Origin of the sequence: Escherichia sp. KTE159, assembly GCF_000408805.1 — a bacterium.
Taxonomy (GTDB): Bacteria; Pseudomonadota; Gammaproteobacteria; order Enterobacterales; family Enterobacteriaceae; genus Escherichia; species Escherichia marmotae.
Genome location: NZ_KE137292.1, coordinates 2,628,721 through 2,655,666, shown reverse-complemented (window position 1 = coordinate 2,655,666; position 26,946 = coordinate 2,628,721). Strand labels below are relative to the sequence as shown.

The window sequence follows — 26,946 nt, the reverse complement described above, 5'->3', positions numbered from 1 at the left end:
ATCAAGCTTGCTTCGCCGCCGCGATAATCGCCTCGCTTAACGCATTCAGCCCTTGACTGCGTGAGGCGCTAAGTTGCGCACGCAATCCCAGCTCATCAAACAATGCCAGCGGCGACTGTGCCTGTAACTCGGCAGCGGTTTTCCCCTCCACTGCGGTCAACAACACGGCCAGCAGACCGCGCACAATGCGTCCTTCGCTATCACCAAAGAAATGCATCTTGCCGTTTTCAGCGACGCTATACCCCAACCAGACGCGGTTTTCGCATCCGGCAATCTCTTTGGCCTGCGCTTTTAACTCGTCTGGCAAAGCAGGAAGCTGTTTCCCCAGCATAATCAACTGGCGATATTTATCTTCCCATTGCGTCAGCGGCGCGAAAGTGTTGTGTAACGACTCTGCCGTTACGGTTGTGCCGAACGGATGTCCGGCGAATTGCGGGTTCGTCATTAATCCACCAATAATTCCAGTGCGCGGTCAACGGCGTTCACCAGCGCATCCACATCACTCTTTGTATTATATGGCGCAAAAGAGGCGCGCAGAGTGCCGGTTACGCCTAATTCTGCCAACAGTGGCTGAGCGCAATGCTGCCCGGCGCGTAGGGCAATGCCATACTCCGCCAGCAGCGTTACCATATCGCTATGATGAACACCGGCGAAATCAAAGGCCAGCAGGCTGGAGTCCTGACAGCGGAATGAACGAAAGCCAGGACGTTTTGCCAGCGCCTCTTCTGCGAGCGTCGCCAGACTGCGACTCCAGCTTTCTGCCTGGTTGATATCATAATCTGCCAGCCATTCCAGCGCCGCGCTTAACCCAATGACGCCTGCGACGTTGGGCGTTCCGGCTTCCAGTTTCCACGGCGCAGATTGAGTGGTGAAGCCGTCAAAACTGACTTCGTGGATCATTTTGCCGCCGCCCAGCCAGGGCGACATTGCTTCCAGCAGTTCTGGTTTGCCATACAGCACGCCGATACCTGTCGGGCCATAAAGTTTGTGACCTGAAAAAGCGTAGAAATCGATATCCAGTTGCTGAACATCGGCAGGGAAATGCACTGCCCCCTGAGCTCCATCAACCATCACCACCATTCCGGCGGCGTGGGCAAACGTAATCGCTCTCGCTAAATCCGGGCAACCACCGGTGACGTTCGACATCTGGCCCAGCGCCAGAATCCGGCTACGAGGAGTCATTAGCGCTGGCAATAAATCGACATCCGGCAACCGCTGCGCATTAAGCGGCAGTTTCACCACTTTGGCTCCAGTTTGTTGGGCGACCATCAGCCAGGGAACAAGATTGGCGTGATGTTCTGCCACACTGACAATAATTTCATCGCCTGGTTGCAGGCGTGGACGGGCATAACATTGCGCCACCATGTTAATAGATTCGGTGGTGCCACGTGTCCAGACAATAGTTTTGTCATCCGATGCATTCAGCAGTTGGGCGACTTTCTCCCGCGCGGCCTCATAACGTGCGGTTAACCGTTGGGCTTCGGCGTACTGGCTGCGATGCACGTTTCCAGCACTCAGGCTATAGAACTGCCGGGTTGCCTCAATAACGGCTTCGGGTTTGAGCGCAGTAGCGGCGCTGTCGAGATAGACGCCCGCATCCTGTAATGCGGGAAAGTGCGCGCGAAACGGCGCGGGATTAAAAACGTTCATGGTACTCCTCGGCTTGATAAACCGATCGTGGCGCAAAATTCACTTCGACACAAGGATAGCCCTAACCTTCGGATTCATCTGGATATCCAGGCGAAAGCGACTCGGTCGCTTATGCTTAATAGTGTTAGGCGTTAATTTTAGCCTGTTAATGAATTTTTATTGCGAGTGAATAATCGCTTTAAGGAGAAGAAGATGAAAAAGACTGCCGCAATTATCTCTGCCTGTATGCTGACTTTTGCCCTTAGTGCCTGTTCCGGTTCAAACTATGTCATGCACACCAACGATGGACGCACCATTGTTGCCGATGGCAAACCGATGACGGATGATGAAACCGGTATGATTTCTTATAAAGACGCTAATGGCAACAAACAGCAGATCAACCGCACTGACGTGAAAGAGATGGTCGAACTGGATCAGTAATTCACGATCGCAAGGTAAAAAAAAGCACCGCAATTAGGCGGTGCTACATTAATCACTATGGACAGACAGGGTAAATGTACAGGAAGTGAAAAAAGGTAGCTTTGCTACCATGGTCTGAATCGCAGACCAATTGCAAACACAACAACACAACATCACAACCGTAAGCCAAAAGTTCACCAGAACACGCATTCCGATAAAACTTTTCGTTCCGGCTCAGGAAGTGCCGCCACTATAGGTATTTGCTGGTAGAAGCTCAACGGACAAATTATAATGGCTCAGATAAAAAAAACTAATAGGTTACATACTGTAATCTAATTGTTAAATTCATTTAACATCAAAGTTTAAAAGCCATGTCAAAACGATTACCACCGCTAAATGCCTTACGAGTTTTTGATGCCGCCGCACGCCATTTAAGCTTCACACGTGCAGCAGAAGAGCTTTTTGTGACTCAGGCCGCAGTAAGTCATCAAATCAAGTCACTTGAGGACTTTTTGGGACTAAAACTGTTCCGTCGTCGTAATCGTTCACTTCTGTTGACCGAGGAAGGGCAAAGCTATTTCCTCGATATCAAAGAGATATTTTCGCAATTAACTGAAGCAACGCGTAAACTCCAGGCCCGTAGCGCCAAGGGTGCGTTGACGGTCAGCTTACTCCCCAGTTTTGCCATCCACTGGCTGGTGCCGCGACTTTCCAGCTTTAATTCAGCTTATCCGGGAATCGATGTTCGAATCCAGGCGGTCGATCGTCAGGAAGATAAACTGGCGGACGACGTTGATGTCGCTATATTTTATGGCCGTGGCAACTGGCCAGGGCTGCGGGTGGAAAAGCTTTACGCCGAATACCTGTTGCCAGTATGTTCGCCTTTGCTATTAACCGGTGAAAAACCCTTGAAGACCCCGGAAGATCTGGCTAAACATACGTTATTACACGATGCGTCCCGTCGTGACTGGCAGACATATACCCGCCAGTTGGGGTTAAATCATATTAACGTTCAGCAAGGACCGATATTCAGCCATAGCGCCATGGTGCTACAAGCTGCCATTCATGGGCAGGGTGTGGCGCTGGCAAATAACGTGATGGCGCAATCTGAAATCGAGGCTGGACGTCTTGTCTGCCCGTTTAATGATGTTCTGGTCAGTAAAAATGCTTTTTATCTGGTATGTCATGACAGTCAGGCAGAACTGGGTAAAATAGCCGCCTTTCGCCAATGGATCCTGGCGAAAGCCGCTGCTGAACAAGAAAAATTCCGCTTTCGTTATGAACAATAATTTACGTAGGGTACGACCATGACCAGCCGTTTTATGCTGATTTTTGCCGCCATTAGCGGTTTCATTTTTGTGGCTCTGGGCGCTTTTGGTGCACATGTTTTAAGTAAAACAATGGGAGCCGTTGAGATGGGTTGGATCCAGACCGGCCTTGAATACCAGGCGTTCCATACACTGGCGATTTTGGGGCTGGCAGTGGCGATGCAGCGTCGCATCAGTATCTGGTTTTACTGGAGTAGTGTTTTCCTCGCGTTAGGCACGGTGCTGTTCAGCGGCAGCCTTTATTGCCTGGCGCTGTCTCATCTGCGTTTGTGGGCGTTTGTCACTCCGGTCGGTGGTGTGAGCTTCCTCGCGGGTTGGGCGTTAATGTTAGTCGGTGCTATCCGTTTAAAGCGCAAGGGCGTAAGTCATGAATAAGGTTGTATTGTTGTGTCGTCCGGGCTTTGAAAAAGAGTGCGCCGCAGAAATTACCGATAAAGCCGGTCAGCGGGAAATCTTCGGTTTTGCCCGCGTGAAAGAGAATGCGGGTTATGTCATTTATGAATGTTATCAACCGGATGATGGCGATAAGCTAATTCGTGAGCTGCCGTTCAGTTCATTAATTTTTGCCCGCCAGTGGTTTTTGGTAGGAGAACTCCTCCAACATTTGCCGCCAGAAGACCGCATTACGCCTATTGTTGGCATGTTGCAGGGCGTGGTGGAGAAGGGCGGTGAACTGCGTGTTGAAGTCGCGGACACCAACGAAAGCAAAGAGTTACTGAAATTCTGCCGTAAATTCACGGTTCCGCTACGGGCTGCCTTGCGCGATGCGGGCGTGCTGGTGAACTATGAAACACCGAAGCGTCCGGTGGTGCATGTATTCTTCATTGCCCCAGGTTGCTGCTATACCGGTTACTCTTACAGCCACAATAATTCGCCGTTCTATATGGGCATTCCGCGTCTGAAGTTTCCGGCAGATGCGCCGAGTCGTTCCACGCTCAAACTGGAAGAGGCATTTCATGTGTTTATTCCGGCGGATGAGTGGGATGAACGCCTGGCGAACGGGATGTGGGCGGTGGATTTAGGTGCTTGCCCGGGTGGCTGGACCTACCAACTGGTGAAGCGCAACATGTGGGTTTATTCCGTCGACAACGGCCCGATGGCGCAAAGTCTGATGGATACCGGGCAGGTGACATGGCTGCGGGAAGACGGTTTCAAATTCCGTCCGACACGCAGCAATATTTCATGGATGGTATGCGATATGGTTGAAAAACCAGCGAAAGTTGCGGCATTGATGGCGCAGTGGCTGGTTAATGGCTGGTGCCGTGAAACAATCTTCAACCTCAAACTGCCGATGAAAAAACGCTACGAAGAAGTGTCACACAATCTGGCGTATATTCAGGCACAGCTTGATGAACATGGCATAAATGCTCAGATTCAGGCGCGGCAGTTATATCACGATCGCGAAGAAGTGACGGTGCATGTCCGTCGTATCTGGGCTGCGGTGGGTGGTCGTCGCGACGAGCGATAACGGGCAAGGCCGGGGCGCCGTCTCCGGCCTGCTACCATTGCCATCAGGCTGTCACCAAAGAAGCCGCAACCTGGCGCTCATCAGAAATAATGTGCGTGACCTCATCCAGATGCCCGATGCGGGCTTCTCCAGAACGATTAAATTTACTTTTATCAATCAATAACAACGATTGCGCGGCACGTTTTAATAGCATCGATTTGTAGTCAGCGTTGATCGCATTGGAGTCCCACAGTGCGCCGCTGCTGTCGATCCCTTCGCAAGAAAAAATAAACAGATCGATTTCCAGCGATTTAAGCTGGGAAATCAGCGAGGGATTGACGTAACAACCATATTTGCGCTCAAGTGTGCCGCCGGAACTGATCAGTTGAATGCGTTCGCGCTTACCGAGTTCATGACAAATTGGATGGCTATTGGTGAAGACCTGAATGTCGATGTCAGGCAACTGGCGTGCCAGATACCAGCAAGTTGAACTGGCGTCTAAGGCTATCATCATCCCTTCTTCAATCCACGCGAGCGCTTCGCGGGCAATATCTGCTTTATGCGCATAATGACTTTTCAGCCGGATATGAAAGGGATCGCCGCTGTCTTGATTTTGACGGTGGATATATTTAGCGCGCCCATGATTGCGCAGAATTTTACCCTGCGTCTGTAATTCATTGAGATCGCGACGAATGGTTTCTTTACTGACCTTTAGCTGTTCAGAGAGAGCTTCCGTGGTCAGGCTGGTATGGTTCAGCAGCAGGTCGACTATCGCTTGCTGGCGTGCCGCTTTCATATTTTTCACCCCATCATTCGATAACCGCCCGCGTCATGCGGGCGTACCGGTATGAGATTACGGTGTTACCCCTTTTTTTAAAAGAATATTCCCGTACTTCGCTCGTTCGCCTGTGATAACGATCGCAAAGGCTTTTTGTGCCCGTTCATAAAACGCAAAACGGTCGATGCGGGTGATTTCAGGGCACGGGGTCTGTAGTGAAAGCGCATCACGATAGCGTTGTTCCACTTCAGGATCGAGGGTGTCACCTTCTACTGCCGCCATCATCACCAGCGGCGGCGCATAGCTGTCCAGTTCAAATAACGGGATAATTGCCTGGAGCAAGTCGCTCACTAACAGGCCATCAGCGCGGATCACCTGTGGTCCCATCGCATGGGCGGGAAAGTGGGCATCGGAAAAAATAATTTCATCTCCATGCCCCATCTCTGCCAGCACTTTCAATAGTTCGGGAGAAATTAACGGCGAAATTGTTTTCAGCATTTCACACTTCCTCTGTAAATCCGGGTTCAGTTTGTGGGTAGAAATAACGGTACTGATAATGAATTTGCGCGCGGGCTTCTTCCGGGCTGTTAAATTCCCCTACGCCATACCAGCCAAACAGCGCAGCTCCTGCGACGGTCGTTTCGGCATCGTCGAGAACTTTTACCGGAATATCAAGCACATTGGCTTTAATCTGATTCCACAATGTGTTGCGACTTCCGCCACCGACTAACAACAATTCAGAGGCTTTAAAGTGGCCGATTTTTTCCAGCATCTGTAGATTGCGCTGTAACTGCGCGGTTAACCCTTCCAGCGCCGCGCGATAGAAATGCCCCCGCGTGGTATTGAGCGTCACTCCTTGCCAGCCTGCGTCCTGACATGACAATAAATCACACTGCATTTTCACGCCGTCCGCGCCCGGTGGGATCAGACGAGCTTCTTCAATCAGCATTTGCCACGGAGTTTCAGTAGTCCATAACAGTTTTCTCACCCATTCCAGCACACCGGATGCCAGCCATTGCATACCCGGGTTATACAAACCTGCCTGGCTGTCCAGTTCACAGGTAGAACCGGCGTACTGACTAAGCAGTGAAGTATCAACCTGCGCGCTGCGAACCATTAAAATTTCCCATGTACCGGAAGAGAGCACGGGTTCATTTTGTTCGGCACCCGCGCCAAAAAGGGCGAACTGAGTATCGTGACCCGCGGAGATCACCGGTATGCCAACGGGTAAGCCGAGCATTGCTGCGGCGCTGTTCTGTAGTGTGCCAATCTGTTCACCCGCTTCCACCAGACGAGGGAAGAGTCGGCGTGGAATACCGGTGGCTTGTAAAATTTGCGGACTGAAATCGCGTTGCTGGATATCCAGCATCTGGCTGGTTCCGGCCATGGTGATATCAGTAGTGAATTCGCCGGTTAAACGGTGGTTAATCAGCGACGAAATAAAGAGCCAGGCGTGCGCGCGTTCCAGCAGTTGTGGATGGTTTTCTTTCAACCATACCAGCTTATATAACGTGTTGAAACTAAAGGCTCCGACACCAGAAATGGCCTGCAACTGCTGTGCGGAGATCAACCGTTCAATATTGTCCATTACCGCCGCCGTTCGCGGACATTTCCAGCTAATGACCGGATAGAGCAGATTTCCTTGCTTATCAACCAGAGCGCCGTCCACACCAAAGGTCGTTACGGCGATACCGCGGATGTGGTATTCAGCCAGTTCACTGTTGATTTGCCGACAGCAATCAGCGAAGCGTTGCAAAATAGCGTCTAAAGACCACTGGTGCCAGGTGTTGTTTTCCATCGCGATATCGCTGGCATTAGGCGTTGAGGCGCGGGCAACAATTTTTCCCTGCCGATTAACCGCGATGGCCCTGACATTGGTCGCGCCACAGTCGAGTACCAGGATAACTTCTTGTTTCATAATCGCTCCTGCAATATAGCCGGATAACATTGCTTATCCGGCTAACCACTCTTGCTTGTTCAGGCCCGGTAGCCGGAGCGACCGGGCATCACATCAGGGAGTAATGTATTAACGCTTGTACAACGGACCGTAGTTCTGGCAAGCGCGGTAATCCTGGCCTTCAATATCCATGCCGTGCGCGGCCCAGGCAGAAGGACGATACACTTTTGTCTCTTCAACGTTGTGCATACATACCGGGATCCGCAGCATTGAGGCGAGAGTGATAAAGTCTGCGCCGACGTGGCCGATGGTCAGAACGCCGTGGTTAGCGCCCCAGTTCGCCATTACCGAGTACACATCCGTAAACGGCCCTTTGCCGGTGAGGCGCGGTGCAAACCAGGTGGTTGGCCAGGTTGAGTTGGTGCGTTTGTTGAGGATGTCATGCACATCCTTCGGCAACTCCACACTCCAGCCTTCCGCGATTTGCAGTACCGGTCCCAGGCCTTTAATAATGTTGACTCGAGTCATGGTGAACGGGACGCCGCCTTCAGTGAGGAAGCGGGAAGAGTAACCGCCGCCACGGAAATATTCGTGGATCGCCGGGCACCATTCGGTAGCGGCGAGGCAAGCGTCAGCCTCTTGCTGGGAGATTTCCCAGTGCGGCTTCATCGTCGGTTTTCCTTCGCTGTCGCGTTGTTTACAGGAACCGTCCAGCGCAGCAGAACCGGAGTTGATCAAATGGATGATGCCGTGTTCTGCCAGCCCGTCCAGTTTATGCCCCGTTACGCGCTCAATTGCTTCAGGTGACCAGTAGGTACGCACATCGGCAAATACCTGAGCGGTGCCGGTGAGCTGGTGACCCATTAGCATTGCCACGCCGTTAAGACTGTCGTTTTCGGTAGCCACGACAAAGGGTTTGCGCACGCCATTCCAGTCAAATGAACTGTTGAGGATCGCTTCGGCGGTGTCGCCATTTGGATATTGATCGGTCCAGTGACGTTGTCCCTGGAAGCCCGCCGCAATGGCGTTGTAGCCAAGAGATTCTTCCACGCGACCGATATCAGCCAGTTTGCTGTTGCCTTGCATCATGTCGCGGATACACATTGCCATCAGCAAACTTTCGCGCAGAACTGCGCGGCTTTGTTCGGCATTACGTTGATATTGTTTGTTATTTTCATCTTCGCCATAGCGGAAGTTTTTATCAGCCCAGGCCAGCGCCATTTCCAGTTCTGCTTCGTCGTAAATCTTCTGATCAATACGGCGACGCAGTTCGGTCATATCCACCGCCTGGACTTTCATTCCCAGCCAGGATTCAAAGAAGTTGTGGTCAACGATGGAACCGGCGATCCCCATCGAAACGCCGCCCAGTGACAGATAGCTTTTACCTTTCATACTGGCGACTGCCAAACCGGCACGGGCAAAGCGCAGCAGTTTTTCTTCAACGTCGGCAGGAATCGATGTGTCATCGGCATCCTGAACGTCATGGCCGTAAATGGAGAATGCCGGGATACCTTTCTGACTGTGAGCTGCCAGGGCTGCGGCGAGGTAAACAGCGCCCGGGCGTTCAGTGCCGTTAAAGCCCCAAATGGCTTTCGGACGGGTAGGGTCCATGTCGATGGTTTCACTGCCATAGCACCAGCAAGGTGTTACTGTAATGGTGAGGCCTACATTCTGGCTGCTGAATTTTTCTTCGCAGGCGGCGGCTTCAGCCATCCCCGCGATACAGGTATCGGAAATGATGCACTCGACGGCAGCACCGCAGGCATGGCGCAGTTTCTCGGTTAGCAGTGCGGCCGTGGCTTTCGCCATATTCATTGTTTGTTCTTCAAGCGACTCACGAACACCCATGCGACGACCGTCAATAACCGGGCGGATACCAATTTTCGGTAACGTATTAATTTTCATCAGGATTCCTCATCTCGCTTTATTGGCGCTCTGCTAAGGCGGAGAAAGGAACCACCGAAGCAGTAATATTGATTATTAGTTGCTAACTCGAGTTAGCTTAGGTATGTAGGCTTTTTGTGTACAACTTTTTTCTTGTTGAAATGTGAGGGGCTTCACGAGAAGTGGTTAAAATTCGATCTCTGTCAAATTATTATTTGGTGAGATAAAAACTAATATTGTTAATAATCATTAAGTTATGAGATTTTGGTGGTTATGCATCACAGTTTTACCTCAAATTATTTGGCTAATTTGTATACCTAAAATAGCCTTTAAAAGGTGAACGCTAACTCGAGTTAGCAAAATGCGAAAAATAAATTGATGCGATGAATGTCCATTCAAACGTTATTCGTATCACAGTGAAGAGGGCTTTAGTAGCGACATTTATGTCGTACTTCACATTTTCAGTTTCTGATTATTGAGGAAAGCGGCAATGTCCGAAACATTTTTGCAAATGAAGCATATCACCAAACGCTTTCCAGGCGTGTTGGCGCTTAATGATGTGCAATTTACTCTACGCCGGGGCGAAGTTCATGCACTATTAGGTGAAAATGGCGCAGGAAAATCTACCCTAATGAAAATTTTGTCGGGTGTTTATCAACCTGACGAAGGTGAAATAGTTTTTGAAGATCAATCTGTCTCATTTTCTGAGCCGTTAAGTGCGCAGCGTGTTGGTATTACTATTATTCATCAGGAATTTAATTTATTTCCTGATCTTACAGTGGAAGAAAATATTTTTATCGGTAGGGAGTTTTGTAAAAAAAATCGCTGGCGTCTGGATGAAAAACAGCAACGTCAGGCGACGATTGAGATTTTGCAAAAATTAAATTTGGCAATTTCACCAGATACTCTGGTTGCCGACCTTACAGTAGCTCAGCAGCAGATGGTAGAAATTGCCAAGGCCATTTCAGTTAACGCAAAGATTCTCATTATGGATGAACCTACTGCAGCGCTAACAGAAACAGAAATTGAAAGTTTATTTCGTGTCACCCGATTATTGAAAGAACAGGGCACTGGGATTGTTTATATCTCCCACCGTCTGGAAGAGTTGGCGCTCATTGCCGATCGCGCGACCGTAATGCGTGATGGTCAGTATATCAATACTGTGGATTATGAATGCGTAAAAATAAGTGACTTGATTGCCATGATGGTGGGGCGCGATTTAGGAAATATCTATCCCCGTCGCGAAGCGCTACAGCAGCGGATTCCGGTACTGGAGGTGAATGGACTGACGCGTAAAGGCGTGCTGAACGATATTGATTTCACGCTCTATCGAGGTGAGATCCTCGGCTTTGCCGGTCTGATGGGGGCTGGTCGTACTGAGCTTGCGCGCGCGATTTTTGGGGCGGACTCCATTGATAGCGGAACGCTAATATTGAATGGTAAAGAAATCGTTATCAAAGATATTTCAGATGCAATTCAGCAAGGGATCAGTTATCTGACGGAAGACCGTAAAAAAGAGGGGCTGGCGCTTAACTTGTCTGTCGAGCGAAATATTATGCTAGGAAATTATCCTGAATATTCCGACCGTTTTGGGAATGTTGATTCACATCGTTGTCAGCAAACCAGTGAACAACAAGTGAAGGCCTTAAGAATTAAAACCCCACATCTTGAACAGGCTGCAGTAAATCTAAGTGGAGGAAACCAGCAAAAAATTATTATTGCGCGCTGGGTATGTAAAGATACTGATATTTTAATCTTCGACGAACCTACTCGCGGTATTGATGTTGGTGCCAAACTGGAAATCTACGAGTTAATGAATCGTCTCGTGGCTAAAGGGAAATCAATTATCATGATCTCCTCTGAATTGCCGGAAGTGTTAGGAATGTGCGACCGTATTTTAGTGATGCGTAGTGGTCGAATTACCGGCGAGCTTAGTGCAAATGAAGCCACGCAAGAAAAAATTATGCAATACGCGACGTTAGAGGATTAAATTATGACTATCTCTGTAACCTCTTCAGACAGCAATAATAAGAAAATAAAAATCAATAAGGAATTATTGATGCGTCTGGCGCCATTATTCAGCCTGATTATTTTAGTGCTGTTTTTTAGCTTCAGTTCGCCCTTTTTCTTTAATACCGAAAATATCATGACGATTGCTCTGCAAACGTCGGTAATTGGCATCATGGCCATTGGAGTCACTTTTGTCATTATTACCGCAGGCATCGATCTATCACTGGGTTCCGTGGTGGCTTTTTCTGGTGTCGCCGTGGGTATTTGCGCCACGCTGGGACTGCCGCTGCCTGTTTGTATTATTGCTGGTGTTTTAGCAGGCGGATTGTGCGGCTATGTGAATGGTTTGCTGGTTACTAAAATGACCATTCCACCGTTTATCGCTACGTTGGGACTGATGATGTCCGTCAGGGGGATCAATATGGTGATGACCGACGGGCGTGCAATCTATTTTTCCGATTACCCAACGTTCAAAACGCTCGCTCAGGGACGCTTATTTGATGTGCTGCCTTATCCTGTTTTCTACCTTGTCATCGTGGCACTTGTCGGCGCTTACATTCTGAAAAAAACCGTTATTGGTCGCTATGCCTATGCCGTAGGCAGTAATGAAGTTGCTGCTCATCTTTCAGGTATTAAAGTTCAGCGCGTGAAAATTTTCGTCTATGCCTTCTGCGGCTTACTAACGGGGATAGCGGGTGTCATTCTGGCATCTCGTCTCAACTCCGGACAACCGACGGTAGGAGTGGGTTATGAGCTGGAGGCTATTGCCGCGGTAGTGATCGGCGGAACCAGCTTAATGGGTGGTATTGGCACTATTGGCGGCACAATCATTGGCGCTTTCATTATGAGTGTACTGAAAAATGGCCTCAATTTAATGGGCGTCTCCCAGTTCTGGCAAATGGTCGCAATGGGTGTAGTTGTAGTCGCTGCCGTTTACCTCGATACATTACGTAAAAAGATTCGTTGACTTAGGCTCCCTGTTTTATCGGGAAATAACAGCCCTGACGTTAAGGGTGACTCACTCAAAACGGAGTAAAACAATGAAAAACAGGCATTTTGTCTATGCGTTATCTCTGCTGGCCTGTATGACTTCCAGCGCACTGGCAAAGGATTTGAATCTTCCGGTTGTTAGTAAAGGTTTTCAGCATGAATTCTGGCAAACCGTAAAAATGGGCACTGAAGCTGCGGCTAAAGAGATGGGTGATAAAACCAGCTATGTTGGCCCGGCTGATGAAACGCAAATAGCCGAGCAGATTCAGTTAGTCGAAAATGCGATGGCGCAAAAACCGAATGGCTTGCTCCTGGCTGCCCTCGACGCGAATGCGCTCGCCCCACTGGTAGAAACAGCAAATTCACGCGGTATTAAAGTGGTGACCTTTGATTCAGGCATCAACTCGGACATTCCGGTGAGTTTTGTCGCGACCAACAACCGTAAAGCAGGGGCACAGGCTGCCGATGCGTTAGCCGCGCAGGTCAACAATAAAGGAAAAGTCGGGATTATCGCGCATGTAGCAGGAACTTCTTCCGCCATTGAACGCTCGGAAGGCTTCATGGAACGGATGAAAGAAAAATATCCTGACATCAAAGTATTACCCGTTCAGTACAGCGATGGTGATCCCCAAAAAGCGATGGATAAAACTATCGACATGATCCAGGCCAACCCCGATCTTGCGGGGATCTATGGCACCAATGAAGGTTCAACGCTCGGGGTGGCGAATGCCATTGATAGCCAGAATCTGAAAGGTAAGGTGAAGGTCATTGGTTTTGATAGTACAGAAGCGATTATTAACTTCCTGAAGAACGGCGTCATTCAGGGCTTTGTTGTTCAGGATGCATACCAGATTGGCTATCAGGGGATCAAAACCTTGAATGCGGCCCTCTCAGGACAACCCGTTGAAAAAGAGATCGATATTCCCGTGAAATTTGTGAATACCGAGAACATTAACACGCCAGAAATCGACAAACTGCTACACCCATTTGGTAAGAAATAAAAAATTGGGGGTGAACTTTCATCCCCGTTATCTCCAGCGTCAGGGAGGCTTTATGCACAACGGTTATTTTCTCGGTGTCGATGTCGGATCGGCCAGTGTCAGAGCGGGAGTTTACTGTGCCAATGGCCGCAGGTTGGCATTTGCCACTGCGCCTGTCTCCCAGTTTCGCCCGGGCGGCGAGCGTGTCGAACAGTCTTCGGCTGAGATCTGGCAACAGGTCTGTAAAACGGTGAAAGAGGCGACAGCTCTGGCGGGCATCCCCGTTTCCGCGATTTGCTCGCTGGGTTTTGATGCTACCTGTTCGCTGGTTGTTCTTGATGGACAAGGCAAAGGTTTAGCGGTCTCGCCCAGCGGACCTGCGAATCAGGACATCATTATGTGGATGGATCATCGCGCAACAGCCGAGGCGGCGCAGATTAACGCGACGAAGGATCCCGCATTGCGCTACGTTGGCGGCGAAGTGAGTGTCGAGATGGAGCTACCAAAGTTACGTTGGTTGAAGACACATCTACCACAAACCTGGCAGGCCGCTCATCGCTTTTTCGATCTGGCGGATTTTCTGGTCTGGAAAGCAACAGGGCGAGACGTCGCGGGATTGTGCACGCTAACGTGTAAATGGAATTATCTGGCTCATGAGCAACGCTTTAGCCATAACTTACTGGAATCGATAGACCTGACGGACATGCTTGAAAGAATTCCCGCCGAAATTCTTCCGCCAGGCGCTGCCGTGGGAACGTTAACTGCCACTGCTGCTGAAGAATTGGGATTAACGACCAATGTTATAGTGGCCAGTGGCTTGATTGATGCTCATGCCGGTGGTGTGGCGCTGGTTGGCGCGCAGCCATCAGGTACGCTGGCAGTGATAAGCGGAACGTCGAATTGCCATATGTTGTGCAGTGAAAAAGAGATATTTACCCCTGGCGTCTGGGGGCCATACTGGTCGGCCATGCTGCCAAATTACTGGCTAACCGAAGGTGGGCAAAGCGCCGCAGGGGCGCTGGTGGAGTGGACGCTTCAGGAGTCCGGGGCAAGCGCAAATCTCTTTAACAAGGCGCAACAACGCGGGTGCCATCCGATTCAACTGATTAATGAATGGGTAGCCGCCCTGGAAAATAACGAGTCTGAACCTACACGAAATTTACATGTGCTTGCCGATCATCACGGCAACCGTTCGCCACGAGCACGGCCCGATGCCAGAGGCAGTGTCTATGGTTTAACGCTGGAGCGTGGAGAAAATCAACTCGCGCGACTTTACCTTGCGACTTTACAGGCAATAGCCTTTGGCACCAGACATATTATTGAAACTCTAAGGGAAAATGGGCATACCATTACCCAATTAACGTTATGTGGTGGTGCAACGCACAACCCCTTGTGGCTACGCGAATATGCAGACGTGACAAGCTGCGATATCCACCTGATGCAAGAAGAAGATGCCGTTACGTTGGGCGCAGCAATTAGCGGTGCTGTTGCCAGCGGAGCATGGCGTAATTTTTCATCCGCATGTAAAGCAATGGTTGAGGCCGGCGAGGTTATTCGGGCAAACCCACAACGCCGTGAATTTTTAGAACGTAAATACCAGGTTTACCTGACGCTTTGGGATCAACAACAGGTAGTTAACCAACTGATGTAATAAGACAAAAGTTAAAAATACTTTTATGATTGTGATTTGACGTCTGGATGTTAACTGGGAAAGACCTATGGCTAAAACAGTAGAGCAGATAGCCAGCGACCTGAATTTATCGGTTACGACCGTGCGACTGGTGCTAAATGGAAAAGCGGAACAATATCGGATCAGCGTCAAAACCCAAACGCGTATCAATGAATATGTAGAACGCTATGGTTATATCATTAATCATTCCGCCCGCAGTCTTAAACTTAACAAAACAGATACATTGGGATTGATTGTTCCCAACATATCCAACGTCTTTTTTGCAACGCTGGCAGAAAAACTCGAACAACGCTGTCGACGTTCCGGATATCAACTTACAATCAGTTGTACTTATGATGACGTTGATTATGAAAATAAATTGACTAAAGCATTTATCGCACGAAATGTAGATGGTCTTTTTATTGTCCCTTCGACACTGGAAAATCAACAGCATCATTTACGCAAAATTCGTAAACCAATGGTGTTACTCGATCGTGATTTTAAATATACCGATAACGCATTGGTAGAAAGTAATAATATTTCTGGCGGTGAAAAACTGACACAAAATATTCTCGAGGCAGGGCAGGCACCAGTATGGTTTTTGCTGGGAGATGCCGGGTTGCCGAGTATCAGCGATCGTCTGACTGGCTATTTGAATGCGTTGGCGAAAAAGGGTATTACCCATCGTAATTGGGTGAGGGAAGGCCCGGTAAATACCCCTGAAGGCGGCTATGTCATTATGGACAAACTCATTGAAGATCAGGGATGTCCACAGGCATTTATCGCCTCGTCTTTACCTGTGCTTGAAGGCGCTGTTCGCGCGATTCGCGATCGTTTTGGCGCTGTACCGCCAGAAATCAATATCGGCACTTTCGATGAACATCCCATGCTGGGATTTCTCGCCAATAACGTCTGGTCAATGCAGCAGGATGAAAATGCCTGGGCAGAAAAAGCGTTTGAAATGATGTTAAGCGCTATTGAAGAAAGGCCCGTAAAAAAAACGGTCAAAGTAGAAATGAAATTAATTAAGCGCATAAGAAAAAAATAATAATCGCAGAAAATAAGCAGGCTATTGGGCAATAATATTCAATAGCCTTTCCTTACTAAAAATAACCCCGTCTTTATTTGCGGTGCTGTTTTACGCAACAAGGCGAGCTGAACCTGTATCTGGAGAATAGAGATGGAAAGAACACGTTTATCCCGTGAAATAATTGAAACCTGTCTGGAAATGACGCGTCTTGGGTTAAATCAGGGGACAGCGGGGAATGTCAGCACGCGTTTTGAAAATGGCATGTTGATTACTCCCAGCGGTATTCCTTATGAAAGAATGACGGAAAATATGATTGTCTATGTTGATGGCAACGGAAAATACGAAGAAGATAAAATCCCTTCCAGCGAATGGCGTTTCCATATGGCGGCCTACCAAAGCAGACCGGATGCCAACGCGGTTGTTCACAACCATGCCGTTCATTGTACGGCAGTTTCCATTCTTAACCGGCCGATCCCCGCCATTCACTACATGATCGCGGCGGCTGGCGGAAATTCCATTCCTTGCGCACCTTATGCGACCTTTGGGACACGCGAACTTTCCGAACATGTTGCGCTGGCTCTCAAAAATCGTAAAGCAATTCTGCTACAACATCATGGGCTTATCGCTTGTGAGGCTAATCTGGAAAAAGCGTTATGGCTGGCGCATGAAGTTGAAGTGCTGGCGCAGCTTTATCTGGCGACCCTGGCGATTACTGACCCGGTTCCAGTACTGAGCGATGAAGAGATTGCCGTGGTGCTGGAGAAATTCAAAACCTATGGATTACGGATTGAAGAGTAATTTCGTAAAGCAACAAGGAGAAGGATGATGGCTAACAGAATGATTCTGAACGAGACGGCATGGTTTGGGCGGGGCGCAATTGGCGCTTTAACCGATGAGGTGAAACGCCGTGGTTATCAGAAGGCGCTGATCGTGACTGATAAAACGCTGGTGCAGTGCGGCGTGGTGGCGAAAGTGACCGATAAGATGGATGCCGCCGGGCTGGCATGGGCGATTTACGACGGCGTAGTGCCGAATCCGACAATCACCGTAGTCAAAGAAGGGCTGGGTGTATTCCAGAACAGCGGTGCGGATTACCTGATCGCTATTGGTGGTGGTTCTCCGCAGGATACCTGTAAAGCGATTGGCATTATCAGCAACAACCCGGAGTTTGCCGATGTGCGTAGTCTGGAAGGGCTTTCACCGACCAATAAACCCAGCGTACCGATTCTGGCGATCCCCACCACGGCGGGCACTGCGGCGGAAGTGACCATTAACTATGTAATCACTGACGAAGAAAAACGGCGCAAGTTTGTTTGCGTTGATCCGCATGATATCCCGCAGGTGGCGTTTATTGATGCTGACATGATGGATGGTATGCCACCGGCGCTGAAAGCCGCGACCGGTGTCGATGCGCTGACTCATGCCATCGAGGGGTATATTACGCGTGGTGCGTGGGCGCTGACCGATGCGTTGCATATTAAAGCCATTGAAATTATTGCCGGGGCGCTGCGGGGATCGGTTGCCGGTGATAAGGATGCCGGAGAACAGATGGCGCTCGGACAGTATGTCGCGGGCATGGGCTTCTCGAACGTTGGGTTGGGGCTGGTGCATGGTATGGCGCACCCGCTGGGCGCGTTTTATAACACCCCGCACGGTGTTGCGAACGCCATTCTGTTACCGCATGTTATGCGCTATAACGCCGAATTTACCGGCGAGAAGTACCGCGATATTGCGCGCGTAATGGGCGTGAAAGTGGAAGGCATGAGCCTGGAAGAGGCGCGTAATGCTGCTGTTGACGCGGTGTTTGCTCTCAATCGTGATGTAGGTATTCCGCCACATTTGCGTGATGTTGGTGTACGCAAGGAAGACATTCCGGCACTGGCGCAGGCGGCTCTGGACGATGTTTGTACCGGTGGCAACCCGCGTGAAGCAACGCGTGAGGATATTGTAGAGCTTTACCATACCGCCTGGTAATTGCGCTGATGTGATAATGCCGGATGCGACGCTGGCGCGTCTTATCCGGCCTACACGGTCATGAAATTCAATGGGGTGTTAATCGGTAGCATCCGGTATCTCTTTACCGTACCAACCGTAATTGCTGTAAATTGCCGTCGATATGCAAATCAGTTTGTAAGCGGGCAATATCGCGGCACAGAAACGCCATCTCTTTATGTACTTCTAATTTTTTGCGCCACTTTTCGGCAACCGTGTCGAGATTCTCATAAATTCCTTCCAGACTCTGAAACTCGACCAGCAACTGCGTGGCGCTTTTCGGGCCAATCCCTGCAACACCCGGCACCTTTGAACTGCTGATCCCCGCCAGCCCCCAGTAATCGGGCAACTGTTGCGGTTGAACGCCAAATTCTTTATCGATAAACGGCGCATCCAGCCAGCGTTTCTGGAAGTAATCGCGAATGCGCAACGTTGGCGAAAGTAGCTGGCAGTAGCCTTTATCTGTCGAAACAATGGTTGCCTGATGCCCGGCCTGCGTCACTTTGACCGCCAGCGTAGCGGCTAAGTCATCGGCTTCGTTGCCGCTGGCTGACCAGCACGGGACGCCGCGTTGCTCAAAGGCGGCGCGTAATGCAGGCATTTCGTTGTGCAACTCTTCCGGCATTGGTGGGCGACCCGCTTTGTAATCCGGTAAACGTTGATGACGCCAGCCGCTACTGCGGTTTTCATCATCAAAAACGGCGACCGCGTGGGTTGGCTGGCTGTGCATAATAAGTTGATCGAGAGCGTGCTGGCAGGTCTCCACGCAGGGCGAACCCTGAACGGCATGAATGCGACGGATAAGATTCAGTGCATCGACGATAAGCAAATGAACAGCCACGATAACCCCCTTAAAGATCAGGCGATAAGGGTAACATTCGATACTGGAACAGGCTACGGCTGGATGAGAAAACAGGAAGAGGCCTCGCAAAACGAGGCCTCTGGAGAGAGATTAATCGCAGGCAACGATTTTCATCGCCAGGCCGCCGCGAGATGTTTCGCGGTACTTGGCATTCATGTCTTTACCTGTTTCGTACATGGTTTCGATAACTTTATCGAGGCATACGCGTGGCTCGCTGGTACGGCGCAGTGCCATACGTGCAGCGTTCACTGCTTTCACTGCTGCAATAGCGTTACGCTCGATGCACGGCACCTGTACCTGTCCGGCGACCGGATCACAAGTCAGGCCGAGGTTATGCTCCATAGCGATTTCCGCCGCGATGCACACCTGCGCCGGGCTTGCGCCTAACAGTTCAGCCAGGCCAGCCGCAGCCATAGAGCACGCCACACCAACTTCACCCTGGCAACCCACTTCGGCACCAGAAATCGAGGCGTTCATCTTATAAAGAGAACCAATCGCGCTGGCAACCAGCAGATAACGAGCCAGTGAGTTAGCGTTCACTTCGCGGATAAACTTGTCGTAGTATGCCAGCACCGCCGGGATAATTCCGCACGCGCCGTTAGTCGGCGCAGTAACCACTCGACCACCTGCTGCGTTTTCTTCGTTTACCGCCAGTGCGAACATGTTGATCCAGTCGACAACCGCCATTGGGTCAGTTGTGGTCTTATCCTGGCTAACCAGCATTCGACGCAGCGCCGCCGCACGACGTGGAACGCGCAGTTTGCCTGGCAACACGCCTTCGGTGGAAATACCGCGCTCAATACCGCCGCGCATCACTTCCCAGACGTTCGCCAGATGCTGTTCCAGCTCTTCTTTGCTGTGCAGCGCCAGCTCGTTTTTCATCATCAGGCCAGAGAGTGACAGACCAGTTTCCTGGCAATGTTTTTGCAGGTCGGCTGCTGAACTGTAAGGATAGGGAACTTCAACCGGTGCGCTATCCTGCTGACCAAAATGTTCTTCATCAACGATAAAGCCACCGCCGATGGAGTAGTAAGTCTGACTGTAAACAACTTTGTCGCCTGCCAGAGCGGTGATGCGCATACCATTCTCATGCAGAGAAAGGTTGTCAGCATGGAAGTTCATGCACTGATCAACCGGGAACTCCACTTCGTGCTGACCGTTTGCCAGCATCAGACGACCGTGAGTATTCACATCCTGAATAAAACCAGGGATAGAGTCGATATCCACGGTATCTGGCAGATTACCCGCCAGACCCATAATAATGGCGATATCCGTGTGGTGGCCTTTACCGGTCAGAGAGAGTGAGCCGTAGACGTCAACCACCACGCGGGTTACGTCTTTCAGCAGATTACGGGCAATCAGATCGTCGGTAAATTGTTTACCCGCTTTCATCGGTCCAACGGTATGAGAGCTGGAAGGGCCAATGCCGATTTTGAAAATATCGAATACGCTAATCATAGGAAATACATCGCGTTAAAACGGAGGAAGCGCCGCCCGAAAGCGGCGCGAAAGGACTTAGCTGAACAGAGAGTAGAAGATTGCGGAGATAGCAATCAGACCCATCACGACAACGAATACGTTGCTGATGTGACCGCTGTACTTACGCATTGCCGGTACTTTCTGGATTGCGTACATCGGCATCAGGAACAGGATCATCGCGATGATTGGGCCGCCCAGGGTTTCAATCATACCCAGGATGCTCGGGTTCAGGGTGGCAACAATCCAGGTTGTTACCAGCATGAACAGTGCAGTGATACGGTTCAGCTTGTTGATTTCAATAGACTTACCTTTACCACGCAGTGATTTAATCACCATACCGTTGAAGCCTTCACGCGCGCCCAGGTAGTGGCCGAGGAAGGATTTGGTGATGGCAATCATCGCGATAATCGGTGCCATCCACGCGATAATCGGCGCATTAAAGTGGTTAGCCAGGTAAGACAGAATCGAGATGTTCTGTTCTTTTGCCGCAGCCAGGTCTGCCGGAGACAGGCTCAGTACGCAGCTAAAGACGAAGAACATAACGGTCAGCACCATCATGATGTGTGCGAATGCCAGGATCTTAGAGCATTTCTGTTCTGCCATATCGCCGTACTCTTCACGCTTCGCAACGGCGAAAGAAGAGATGATCGGAGAGTGGTTGAACGAGAACACCATGACCGGAATCGCCAGCCACAGAGTCATCCACAGACCGTTACCGGTAGAAGCTGCAGTATCCAGAGACAGAGTTTCCAGCGCCGCGCCGTTCCACTGTGGGATCAGGTACAGAGCCAGCAGCATCAGAACTGCAACGAACGGGAATACCAGGATGCTCATTGCTTTAACGATCATCTGCTCACCGAAGCGAACGATGGTCATCATACCCACGATCAGGATCAGGGACAGAATCGCACGCGGCGGCGGTGTCATGCCCAGTTGGTGGGCCATGAAGCTTTCTACCGTGTTAGTGATTGCCACGCTGTACACCAGCAGGATCGGGTAAATAGCAAAGAAGTACAGCAGGGTAATCAGTTTACCTGCGCCAACACCAAAGTGTTCTTCTACTACCTCGGTGATGTCTTCGCCCGGATTTTTACCAGACAGTACGAAGCGAGTCAGGCCGCGGTGAGCAAAAAACGTCATCGGAAACGCAAGGATGGCCATGATGATCAGCGGGATCATACCGCCAACACCGGCGTTGATTGGCAGGAACAGTACACCCGCGCCGATTGCTGTACCATAAAGGCCCAGCATCCACATGGTGTCTGTCTTGCGCCAGGCACTGCGAGAGTCTTTCGACGCAATCGTGCTGGTTTGAGTTGTTTCCATCTATTTCTCCTGGAGGAATGCAAATAATTCAGCTTTTAGCCAGTTCAGCCCGGGAAGGTGCCTGGCCGTAAAAATGAAATCTGTCTATCGGCGATGGCTCAATCATTTTCCGCCGTAATAATTTGAGGGCGGAAAGATACACACAACTTATGTCTCTATCAGTGATCTTGATCTCAAATACAATAATCTACTTGGAAGATAGATAATCCCAACGCTTTACTCTGTAAATCAAAAGTAAAAGAGAATTTAAGGGCGATATTTGCCCACTAAACGACATCTGTTTTCTTCCGGGGCGCGCAATATATGTAGGTTGAACTGAAAAAATCAATACTTTTAGTTAATCATGATGAGATTTTATTTTTATCAGCGATAAAATGCGGTTTATAAAAGCAGGTAAACGTTTGCGTTACAATATAAATTGTATGACATATTGATGTTGGTGATATTAATTGCATGATGACGTGCTGAAATATTCAGATGGAAAATGAAATAGATTGCTTAGTGAGTGACCTGGGAGAACAAAACCCGGCAACGATCGTTACCGGGAGAAGGGAGATTAAGTGCAGATTTCGTAGCAAGGGATATAGGCAGAGCCAGGCAACTTCATACGATGCTGGGCGACAAACCCCTGAAGCAGGTCGTCCATACGACGCATAATCTCTTTATCGCCGTTGATTTTGTAAGGGCCAAACTCTTCAATGGCGCGAATACCGACTTCTTTCACGTTACCCGCAACAATACCGGAGAATGCTCGACGCAGATCGGCGGCCAGCACTTCAACGGGTTGATCCGGGTAAAGCTTCAGATTGGCCATGTTCTCGTGAGACGGCTCAAACGGCATTTGCAGATCTGGCGCAATGCGCATTGACCAGTTAAAGCTGTACGCATCGCCGGTATCGCGACGGTTTTCTTTCACCAGCGGCATCGCTTTTTTCATCTGACGTGCTACTTCGGCAGCGTCATCAATAATGATGCGATAATGGCGGCGCGCGTTTTCTCCCAGCGTATGTACGACAAATTCGTCCAGTACGCGGAAGTAGTCGGCGCTTTCTTTCGGCCCGGTGAGGATCAACGGTAAAACCTGATCTTTGTTGGCCGGATTCATTAAAATTCCCAGCAAGTACAGCAACTCTTCTGCCGTACCCACACCACCCGGGAAAATAATGATGCCGTGAGCGATACGCACAAACGCTTCAAGACGTTTTTCGATATCCGGCATGATGATCAGTTCGTTGACCAGTGGGTTAGGCGGTTCAGCGGCGATAATCGACGGTTCTGTCATGCCAATAAAACGACTGTCTTTGTAACGCTGCTGTGCGTGACCTACTGCTGCACCTTTCATCGGCGCTTCCATCGCTCCTGGACCGCAGCCGGTGCAGATATTCAGCTCGCGAAGCCCCAGTTGATTACCAACGCGCCGTGCATACAGATATTCGTTTTCATTGATGGAGTGACCGCCCCAGCACACCACCATATTCGGTGCTTCGCCTACATGCAGCGCGCGCGCGTTGCGCAATATAGAAAAGACCAGATTAGTAATGTGGACAGAGTTGTCGAGATTCAGATTGGGAAAACGAACGGTGTTATGGATTTGCCCGTAGACGAAGAGAATGTCGCGCAGAACCGCAAACAAGTTGGCCTGTAAGGCGCGGATAATGCGCCCATCGACGAAAGCTTCTTCCGGAGGGTTGATCAGTTCCAGCTTAACACCGCGTTCACGGCGCAACACGTTAATGTCGAAATTTTCAAAACGGGATAGCAATTCTTTGCTGTTATCGGTGAGGCTACCGGAGTTCAGAACGGCAAGTGAACAGTTGCGAAACAGTTGATAGAGGTCGCTGCTGGCGGTGCGTTTAAGCATGTCCACCTCCAACTGCGACAACATATCCATGGAGCCAAGTGGGCTAATATGTGTAATCAAGAAAAACTCCTTATGGGACAATTATTGTCATTCCCTTTGATTACAATAGCCCTGCCTGATGGCCTTTCACAACTCTATGCTTGAATCCAGCACGCAAAACTGAAAAAAATTTATTGTCGTACCAGTCGGGTAGTCGATGGGACAAAGTCACTATTGCTACGCCAGGGGTTAATGTCCAGACCGCCACGACGGGTATAACGAGCGTAAACGCTTAATTTTTCTGGCTGGCAGAAGCGCAGCAGATCATTAAAAATACGCTCTACGCATTGCTCATGGAACTCGTTGTGATGACGGAAAGAAACCAGATAACGCAGCAGTTTTTCCCGATCAATCTTGTGTCCACGGTACTGAATTTGAATGGAACCCCAGTCTGGCTGATGGGTGATCAGACAGTTTGATTTCAGCAGATGGCTAACCAGCGTCTCTTCCACCACTTTTTCACCGCTGGCGGCATTCTCAAGGTAGTCAGTGGTGAATTCATAGTTATCGATAGCGATATCCTGCTCATCAATGCAGGTGCCATTGAAATGACCCATTGGCTGGCCTTCCAGTTCATCGAGTCGATATAACGCCACGCTGACCTTACCCTGGGCGCAGGTACTTAAATCGCGCTCCAGCGTCTGGCGCACCTCTTCCCAATTGTTAAATCGAGTCTGATTAAAGCTATTGAGATAGAGCTTAAAACTCTTCGACTCAATGAGATTCACGCTGGTGTAATCAAGTTCAACATGACCCACAGCGACCTGCGGTAAACCTTTCGCATTTAGCCAGGAAAGCTCATATAGCGTCCAGATATCCGCGCCGTGAAAAGGCAGGTTATCCGCTTTCAGACCCAGTGGATCGCGATTCAGACTACGCGGAACGCCTTGCAGCAGGCTGGCGTCATAGGTATCCCTGTAATCGGTTGATTTTCCGAGAGTCAGGCCTGCAAGTGCCTGATGGTTTGCATAAGAAGACATGTTTCACCGTCATAAACCAGATAAACTAAACAACAAGTGTATCTGGTTTAAGTGAAGAGAGAAATTAGTGGACGATTTGACCGCACAAGCCCTGAAGGATTTTACTGCACGCTACTGCGATGCCTGGCATGAACAGTATAAAAGCTGGCCGTTAAGTGAGGAGCTGTATGGCGTTCCTTCGCCATGCATTATTTCAACCACCGAAGACGCCGTATACTGGCAACCTCAACCGTTTACCGGTGAGCAAAATGTAAACGCGGTTGAACGGGCGTTTGATATTGTGATACAACCCACAATTCATACCTTCTATACGACCCAGTTTGCCGGGGATATGCATGCGCAGTTTGGTGATATCAAACTGACATTACTGCAAACCTGGAGCGAAAATGACTTCCGTCGAGTGCAGGAAAATCTGATTGGCCATTTGGTTACTCAGAAACGTCTAAAACTGCCGCCTACGCTATTTATCGCGACGCTGGAAGAAGAGCTGGAGGTAATCTCGGTGTGTAATCTCTCAGGCGAAGTATGCAAAGAGACACTGGGAACGCGTAAACGGGCGCATTTAGCCTCAAATCTTGCGGAATTCCTCAACCAACTTAAGCCTCTTCTGTAATCCAAATACCCCGTCTTGTTGTGAGAGATCTCTTACAGACCCTGTAGGAGATCGCCAGGAAATAAGCGAATACTTAATAAGATGAGATTTGATATTTTGATTTGAAATCAATTGCTTATTGTTGTTTTTTCGACTTTCATATGAAATTATCCTTAAGGCATTGTCTGTAAGCTCCTTGTAAGACGCAGTGAAAAAGACGATTCTATCTTCGTCGACAGGGAGTCAGACAATGAAGTGAACATCAGGATGATGACACTTCTGAAGGACACGCCAGGATGGTGTTTCAGGGAAAGGCTTCCGGATGAAGCGAAGAGGATAACGCAGGACGCGTTAAAGGACACCTCCAGGATGGAGAATGAGAACCGGTCAGGATGATTCGGTGGGTCAGGAAGGCCAGGGACACTTCAGGATGAAGTATCACATCGGGGTGGTGTGAGCAGGGAGCAATAGTTCAGGATGAACGATTGGCCGTAAGGCTAAAGGAAAAGTTGTCAAGGATGAGCAGGGAGCAACAAAAGTAGCAGGAATGCTGCGAAACGAATCGGGAGCACTGTGAATACAGTGCTCCCTTTTTTTATTCCTGCTATTCTTCGCGGCAGTTTTTTACTTGAGGCTGCTTTATGACTACTCATGACCGCGTTCGTTTCCAGTTGCAGGCGCTTGAAGCGCTGCTGCGTGAACATCAGCACTGGCGCAATGATGAACCCCAGCCGCATCTATTCAACAGTACCCAACCGTTTTTTATGGACACCATGGAACCGTTGGAGTGGTTGCAGTGGGTGCTTATCCCGCGGATGCACGATTTATTAGATAACAATCAGCCATTACCAGGGGCATTTGCTGTGGCGCCGTACTATGAAATGGCGCTGGCGACGGATCACCCGCAACGAGCGCTTATTCTGGCGGAGCTGGAAAAGCTGGATGCCCTTTTTGCGGATGATGCTAACTGATGTTGGAAATACTCTACCAGGATGAATGGTTGGTGGCGGTAAATAAACCGTCCGGCTGGCTGGTCCACCGTAGCTGGCTGGATCGCGACGAGAAAGTTGTGGTGATGCAAACTGTGCGTGACCAGATTGGTCAGCATGTTTTTACCGCGCATCGTCTGGATCGCCCGACTTCTGGCGTATTGCTGATGGGGTTATCCAGTGAGGCAGGGCGACTGTTGGCGCAACAGTTTGAACAGCACCAAATCCAGAAACGTTACCATGCGATTGTGCGTGGCTGGCTGATGGATGAGGCAGAGCTGGATTATCCGCTGGTAGAAGAACTGGACAAAATCGCTGATAAATATGCCCGCGAAGATAAAGGTCCACAGCCAGCGGTAACGCATTATCGCGGTCTGGCGACGGTGGAAATGCCTGTGGCGACTGGACGTTACCCGACCACGCGCTATGGCCTGGTGGAACTGGAGCCGAAAACTGGACGTAAACACCAACTACGCCGCCATCTGGCCCATTTGCGTCATCCCATCATTGGGGACAGCAAACACGGCGATTTGCGCCAGAACCGCAGCGGGGCTGAACATTTCGGCCTGCAGAGGTTAATGCTACATGCCAGCCAGTTGTCATTGACGCATCCTTTTACTGGCGAGCCGCTCACTATTTACGCGGGGCTGGACGACACCTGGATGCAGGCGTTATCACAGTTTGGTTGGCGCGGTCTACTTCCTGAAAATGAAAGGGTTGAGTTCAGCGCGGCATCCGGCCAGGATGGTGAGATGAGTTCCTAA

General features: G+C 49.8%; 25 protein-coding genes. 14 read left to right on the top strand and 11 right to left on the bottom strand.

Annotation, left to right across the window (positions count from 1 at the left end):
• Window position 1: 1 nt before the first annotated feature.
• Window positions 2-445, bottom strand: coding sequence for a cysteine desulfurase sulfur acceptor subunit CsdE (csdE, locus tag A31E_RS09045; RefSeq protein WP_000184239.1), 444 nt, complete (start codon window positions 443-445; stop codon window positions 2-4).
• Window positions 445-1,650, bottom strand: coding sequence for a cysteine desulfurase CsdA (csdA, locus tag A31E_RS09050; RefSeq protein ID WP_016249142.1), 1,206 nt, complete (start codon window positions 1,648-1,650; stop codon window positions 445-447). Before csdA ends, csdE begins: the two co-directional genes overlap by 1 nt.
• 192 nt (window positions 1,651-1,842) lie before the next feature.
• Between csdA and A31E_RS09055 the strand changes: the two genes are divergently transcribed.
• From A31E_RS09055 to rlmM, 4 genes are all read left to right on the top strand, one after another.
• Window positions 1,843-2,070 carry a YgdI/YgdR family lipoprotein gene (locus A31E_RS09055; protein ID WP_000750396.1) on the top strand — a complete coding sequence of 76 codons (228 nt, stop codon included), beginning with the start codon at window positions 1,843-1,845 and terminating at the stop codon, window positions 2,068-2,070.
• Between the two features lie 350 nt (window positions 2,071-2,420).
• Window positions 2,421-3,338 (top strand): glycine cleavage system transcriptional regulator GcvA, encoded by a 918-nt coding sequence (gene gcvA / locus A31E_RS09060; protein ID WP_000044401.1) that lies wholly within the window; start codon window positions 2,421-2,423, stop codon window positions 3,336-3,338.
• An 18-nt stretch (window positions 3,339-3,356) separates the two neighbouring features.
• Complete coding sequence (locus A31E_RS09065) at window positions 3,357-3,752, top strand: DUF423 domain-containing protein (RefSeq protein ID WP_000203905.1); 396 nt, start codon at window positions 3,357-3,359, stop codon at window positions 3,750-3,752.
• Window positions 3,745-4,845 (top strand): 23S rRNA (cytidine(2498)-2'-O)-methyltransferase RlmM, encoded by a 1,101-nt coding sequence (gene rlmM, locus A31E_RS09070; RefSeq protein ID WP_001045507.1) that lies wholly within the window; start codon window positions 3,745-3,747, stop codon window positions 4,843-4,845. The genes A31E_RS09065 and rlmM overlap by 8 nt, the downstream gene beginning before the upstream one ends.
• Window positions 4,846-4,888: 43 nt before the next feature.
• Here the strand turns inward: rlmM and fucR are convergent, their stop codons facing one another.
• The 4 genes from fucR to fucI form a co-directional block, all read right to left on the bottom strand.
• Window positions 4,889-5,620 (bottom strand): L-fucose operon activator, encoded by a 732-nt coding sequence (gene fucR, locus A31E_RS09075; protein ID WP_016249141.1) that lies wholly within the window; start codon window positions 5,618-5,620, stop codon window positions 4,889-4,891.
• 57 nt (window positions 5,621-5,677) lie between these two features.
• Window positions 5,678-6,100: an L-fucose mutarotase gene (gene fucU, locus A31E_RS09080; protein ID WP_000920827.1), complete on the bottom strand. Its 423-nt coding sequence runs from the start codon at window positions 6,098-6,100 to the stop codon at window positions 5,678-5,680.
• A 1-nt stretch (window position 6,101) separates the two neighbouring features.
• Complete coding sequence (gene fucK / locus A31E_RS09085; RefSeq protein ID WP_016249140.1) at window positions 6,102-7,520, bottom strand: L-fuculokinase; 1,419 nt, start codon at window positions 7,518-7,520, stop codon at window positions 6,102-6,104.
• Between the two features lie 108 nt (window positions 7,521-7,628).
• A complete protein-coding gene (gene fucI / locus A31E_RS09090; protein WP_016249139.1) occupies window positions 7,629-9,404 on the bottom strand; it encodes an L-fucose isomerase in 1,776 nt (591 codons plus the stop codon).
• 469 nt (window positions 9,405-9,873) lie between these two features.
• On the opposite strand from fucI, the gene A31E_RS09095 reads away from it, so the two are divergent.
• From A31E_RS09095 to fucO, 7 genes are all read left to right on the top strand, one after another.
• Window positions 9,874-11,373, top strand: coding sequence for a sugar ABC transporter ATP-binding protein (locus A31E_RS09095; RefSeq protein WP_001516976.1), 1,500 nt, complete (start codon window positions 9,874-9,876; stop codon window positions 11,371-11,373).
• Window positions 11,374-11,376: 3 nt separating this feature from the next.
• Complete coding sequence (locus tag A31E_RS09100; RefSeq protein WP_016249138.1) at window positions 11,377-12,360, top strand: ABC transporter permease; 984 nt, start codon at window positions 11,377-11,379, stop codon at window positions 12,358-12,360.
• Window positions 12,361-12,433: 73 nt separating this feature from the next.
• Window positions 12,434-13,384, top strand: coding sequence for an ABC transporter substrate-binding protein (locus A31E_RS09105; RefSeq protein ID WP_001516974.1), 951 nt, complete (start codon window positions 12,434-12,436; stop codon window positions 13,382-13,384).
• A gap of 52 nt (window positions 13,385-13,436) precedes the next feature.
• The gene (locus tag A31E_RS09110) at window positions 13,437-15,014 is read left to right on the top strand and encodes an FGGY-family carbohydrate kinase (RefSeq protein WP_001516973.1); all 1,578 of its coding nucleotides are present in this window, start codon (window positions 13,437-13,439) and stop codon (window positions 15,012-15,014) included.
• A 67-nt stretch (window positions 15,015-15,081) separates the two neighbouring features.
• Entirely contained in the window at window positions 15,082-16,080 is a 999-nt protein-coding gene (locus A31E_RS09115; protein WP_001516972.1) for a LacI family DNA-binding transcriptional regulator, read from the top strand.
• Window positions 16,081-16,212: 132 nt separating this feature from the next.
• Entirely contained in the window at window positions 16,213-16,860 is a 648-nt protein-coding gene (gene fucA, locus A31E_RS09120) for an L-fuculose-phosphate aldolase (RefSeq protein ID WP_001516971.1), read from the top strand.
• A 27-nt stretch (window positions 16,861-16,887) separates the two neighbouring features.
• On the top strand, window positions 16,888-18,036 hold the full coding sequence (fucO, locus tag A31E_RS09125) for a lactaldehyde reductase (RefSeq protein WP_016249137.1): 1,149 nt from the start codon (window positions 16,888-16,890) through the stop codon (window positions 18,034-18,036).
• A 103-nt stretch (window positions 18,037-18,139) separates the two neighbouring features.
• Here the strand turns inward: fucO and xni are convergent, their stop codons facing one another.
• From xni to queF, 5 genes are all read right to left on the bottom strand, one after another.
• Entirely contained in the window at window positions 18,140-18,895 is a 756-nt protein-coding gene (xni, locus tag A31E_RS09130) for a flap endonuclease Xni (protein WP_024191905.1), read from the bottom strand.
• 111 nt (window positions 18,896-19,006) lie between these two features.
• Window positions 19,007-20,374 carry an L-serine ammonia-lyase II gene (gene sdaB / locus A31E_RS09135; protein WP_000626404.1) on the bottom strand — a complete coding sequence of 456 codons (1,368 nt, stop codon included), beginning with the start codon at window positions 20,372-20,374 and terminating at the stop codon, window positions 19,007-19,009.
• A gap of 57 nt (window positions 20,375-20,431) precedes the next feature.
• Window positions 20,432-21,721 (bottom strand): HAAAP family serine/threonine permease SdaC, encoded by a 1,290-nt coding sequence (sdaC, locus tag A31E_RS09140; RefSeq protein ID WP_000450483.1) that lies wholly within the window; start codon window positions 21,719-21,721, stop codon window positions 20,432-20,434.
• Between the two features lie 556 nt (window positions 21,722-22,277).
• Complete coding sequence (gene ppnN, locus A31E_RS09145; protein ID WP_000627991.1) at window positions 22,278-23,642, bottom strand: nucleotide 5'-monophosphate nucleosidase PpnN; 1,365 nt, start codon at window positions 23,640-23,642, stop codon at window positions 22,278-22,280.
• Window positions 23,643-23,752: 110 nt separating this feature from the next.
• Window positions 23,753-24,601, bottom strand: a complete 849-nt coding sequence (queF, locus tag A31E_RS09150; protein WP_000100401.1) for an NADPH-dependent 7-cyano-7-deazaguanine reductase QueF — start codon at window positions 24,599-24,601, stop codon at window positions 23,753-23,755.
• A gap of 67 nt (window positions 24,602-24,668) precedes the next feature.
• On the opposite strand from queF, the gene syd reads away from it, so the two are divergent.
• From syd to truC, 3 genes are all read left to right on the top strand, one after another.
• Window positions 24,669-25,214: a SecY-interacting protein gene (gene syd, locus A31E_RS09155; RefSeq protein WP_016249135.1), complete on the top strand. Its 546-nt coding sequence runs from the start codon at window positions 24,669-24,671 to the stop codon at window positions 25,212-25,214.
• 620 nt (window positions 25,215-25,834) lie between these two features.
• Window positions 25,835-26,164, top strand: coding sequence for a YqcC family protein (locus A31E_RS09160; RefSeq protein WP_000206974.1), 330 nt, complete (start codon window positions 25,835-25,837; stop codon window positions 26,162-26,164).
• Window positions 26,164-26,946, top strand: coding sequence for a tRNA pseudouridine(65) synthase TruC (gene truC / locus A31E_RS09165; protein WP_000889990.1), 783 nt, complete (start codon window positions 26,164-26,166; stop codon window positions 26,944-26,946). The genes A31E_RS09160 and truC overlap by 1 nt, the downstream gene beginning before the upstream one ends.